This window comes from Kitasatospora sp. NPDC057198 (assembly GCF_042670125.1).
In the GTDB taxonomy this organism is placed as follows: Bacteria; Actinomycetota; Actinomycetes; order Streptomycetales; family Streptomycetaceae; genus Kitasatospora.
In genome coordinates this window covers 1-1,782 of the sequence record NZ_JBHUWH010000816.1, presented here as the reverse complement: position 1 = coordinate 1,782, position 1,782 = coordinate 1, and the positions used below count along the sequence as shown (strand labels likewise).

Below are 1,782 nucleotides of genomic sequence, written 5' to 3'. Positions count from 1 at the left end.
TGCGGGCGGGACGCGATGACGGTGAGAGACCCGGGAGTGAGGCCGCCGGTCAATGTCCGCGTTCCCGGCCGGCGCCACTACGGGCCCGGGGTGCTGTCGGGCCGGGCGCAGGAGGAGAGCACGACCAGGCTCAGCGTGTCGGCCCCGTGCACCTGCGGGCCGACGCCGCGGGTGTCCACCGACGCGGTGAAACCGTTCGAGGAATTGGTCAGCTCCAGCCGCTGGGCGGTCCGCCCGGTGACCGCGAACCCCTCGGTCGCGAGCCGCTCCCGCACCGCGTCGAAGACCCGCTCCACCTCGGACGGTGCCACCCCCGACAGGTCGTAGGCGGCGTAGACCTCGTAGTTCTGCGCCGCCCCGGGGTCGGGGTGCCCGCACGCGTTCTGGTCCGTCAGCGTCGAGGTGGTCCTGGCGGTGGCGGGCAGCACGGCCAGGACCGCGGCGGTGTACTCCCCGACCTTCACCCGGGCCCGGCCGACCGACAGCTCCGACGGCCCGCAGCCGCTCGCCGCCAGGAACACCGCGGACACGGCGCAGAGCACGCCCCGCACCCGCCTCCCGGCCGCCCGCCCGCGACGGTCCTTCCGGCGGCGACCCCGCAGCCCCTTCGACACATGCCCCCCCGACATCGGTCCGTGTCGTCATGCTACGGGGGCGCGCGGACGCGGTGGGTGCTGCGCGGGGTGCGGCCGGGGTCAGTGCGGCCAGTGGGCCAGGGCGTGCGCGGCGATCCGGTGCAGGTGCGCGGGCGGGAGGCCCTCGGTGGCCTGGACGGCGAGGCCGTAGGTGAGGGTGGCCAGGTGGTCGGCGAGCACCGCGGCGTCGGTGCCGGGCGGGAACTCGCCGACCCGGACGGCCAGTTCGAAGCGGGCGCGCAGGGCCTCCCGGTGCGCCGCGCGGCGGGCCGCGCTCTCGGCGCGCACCCCCTCCGCGCCCGGACCGGTGGCCAGCGCGCCGTGCACCAGCAGGCAGCCGGGCCCCTCCTCGCGGGTGACCACCTCGACGGTGCCGCGCAGCAGGCGTTCGGCGACGCCCCGGGCGGTCGGCGCGGCCAGCGCCTCCCGGACGTGCCGGGCCGGGCCGCGGTGGTAGCGGTCCAGGCACTGGCGGAACAGCGCCTCCTTGTTGCCGTACGCCGCGTACAGGCTGGGGCGGTTGATGCCCATCGCGGCGGTCAGGTCGGAGAGCGCGGTGCCCTCGTAGCCGTGCCGCCAGAACACCCGCATGGCGCGCTCCAGGGCCTCGTCGAGGTCGAACGTGCGCGGACGGCCCGTCATGTCGCCCTGCCTCCCCGGGAGTTCGTGCGGTCGGCCGCGATCGGGCACCGCGATTGTGTACCGATCGATATGGTAGCGTCCCCGATGTGTACCACACGGTACAGAACTCGGAGGGGAACCCGACATGACGCACCCGACCACCGCCGTCTTCGCGCCCGACGCGCTGGCCGGCCGCACCGCCCTGGTCACCGGCGGCTCGCGCGGCATCGGCGCCGCCACCGCCCTCGCCCTGGCCGCCGCCGGCGCGGACGTCGCGATCAGCCACAGCGGCTCGGCGCCGCGCGCCGCGGACGTGGTGCGGCGGATCGAGGCGCTCGGACGGCGGGCCGCCGCGTACCGGGCCGACCAGGGGGACGCCGCGCAGGTCGAGCGCCTGGTGGCCGCCGTCGCCGAGGACTTCGGACGGCTGGACGTGCTGGTCAACAACGCCGGCGTGATCACCCCCGGGCCCGTCGCCGGGGAGGCGGACCCGGCCGCGCTGGCCCGGCAGCACGCGGTCAACGTG

Annotated in this window: 3 protein-coding genes; 1 reads left to right on the top strand and 2 read right to left on the bottom strand. The window is 76.7% G+C overall.

The window, feature by feature from the left end; translation table 11 throughout:
• Positions 1-77 precede the first annotated feature (77 nt).
• Positions 78-542 (bottom strand): hypothetical protein, encoded by a 465-nt coding sequence (locus ACFUEL_RS39305; RefSeq protein ID WP_380242960.1) that lies wholly within the window; start codon positions 540-542, stop codon positions 78-80.
• A gap of 153 nt (positions 543-695) precedes the next feature.
• Complete coding sequence (locus tag ACFUEL_RS39300) at positions 696-1,277, bottom strand: TetR/AcrR family transcriptional regulator (RefSeq protein ID WP_380242958.1); 582 nt, start codon at positions 1,275-1,277, stop codon at positions 696-698.
• 124 nt (positions 1,278-1,401) lie between these two features.
• Between ACFUEL_RS39300 and ACFUEL_RS39295 the strand changes: the two genes are divergently transcribed.
• Positions 1,402-1,782, top strand: a 381-nt coding sequence (locus ACFUEL_RS39295) for an SDR family NAD(P)-dependent oxidoreductase (RefSeq protein ID WP_380242956.1), incomplete at its 3' end; no start/stop codon positions are given.

What these genes read in the sequence shown, in the direction of transcription:
- ACFUEL_RS39300 (WP_380242958.1), bottom strand. Translation starts at nt 1,277, where the DNA reads ATGACGGGCCGTCCGCGCACGTTCGACCTCGACGAGGCCCTGGAGCGC.